Annotated in this window: 1 protein-coding gene; it reads right to left on the bottom strand. The window is 39.6% G+C overall.

All coding sequences use genetic code 11. The features are described from left to right. Positions 1–600: 600 nt before the first annotated feature. Positions 601–945, bottom strand: a complete 345-nt coding sequence (locus ASV53_RS26200; protein WP_094959008.1) for a methyl-accepting chemotaxis protein — start codon at positions 943–945, stop codon at positions 601–603. Positions 946–1,021 lie beyond the last annotated feature (76 nt).

The following is a 1,021-nucleotide window of genomic DNA, read 5'->3' on the forward strand; positions in this document are numbered from 1 at the left end:
CATGATATTCGAATTGACTGTGCCAAAGCTTAAGTAAACTTAAGTTTTGTATTGGTCACTCAGTTCATTGATGCCAAATTCATTGTTACTTAAAAAGTAATAATGAACAGTTTTGACTATTCATTTCACGAGTGCCCACACAGATTGCATGGTCAAATTGTTAAAGAACATACTGACTTCGTAGCGGGCTTAGCGCCTTGCTCCGTGTCAGTGAGGTCGCATTATAGAGATTTCGATCACGTTGGCAAGCGTGAATTACAAAAAAATCGAAATTAAATACCAAGCGTTTAAAATACAACCAAGAGACTCAAATCTGATTAAATTCGAGCCATCGTTTATTACGTTTCCTTTATATTGTCACAGACTCCCACGATACAAATTATGCCTGTGGGTGCGATTCCAACTTAAATTTAATCAATGAGGCTTTAAGGTGTGCCACCTGCTGCAGTAATATTTCCTGCTGTTGGCTACATTGGTTGATAACCTCATTATTATGTACCGCAATATTTGATACGCTCGAAATACTTGCCGCTTGCTGCTCTATAATAGATAAGGACTGTTGAAGCTGCTCAATTGCATCACTGCTACTTTTTACGCCATCTATATTAGCATCTGTCGCAGCTGTCGTTTCTGAACAATATTAAGCGCGTCCTGCGAGCTTTGTCCTAAACGTTCAATAATTCCATCTACACTCGCTGTACTTTCTTGAGTACGAGTTGCTAATTTTCTCACTTCATCGGCAACAACAGCAAAACCACGCCCCTGCTCTCCAGCACGCGCAGCCTCAATAGCAGCATTTAATGCAAGTAAGTTAGTCTGCCCCGCTATCCCACCAATTTCAGTAACGACACTTTCAATTTCATTAATGTCTTTATTCAATGCTGTCATCGCTGCTACTAGCTGATCAATATCTGTAGATAGTAGGTAAGTAGGTAAGTAGGTAATGTAGTGGCATAGTGAATTTGGTCACTTAGTTAGAGGTGATATTATCACCTCATAAGTTAACAGGTGACATTATGAC

The sequence above is a fragment of the Photobacterium sanguinicancri genome (assembly GCF_002265265.1).
GTDB classification, from domain to species: Bacteria; Pseudomonadota; Gammaproteobacteria; order Enterobacterales; family Vibrionaceae; genus Photobacterium; species Photobacterium sanguinicancri.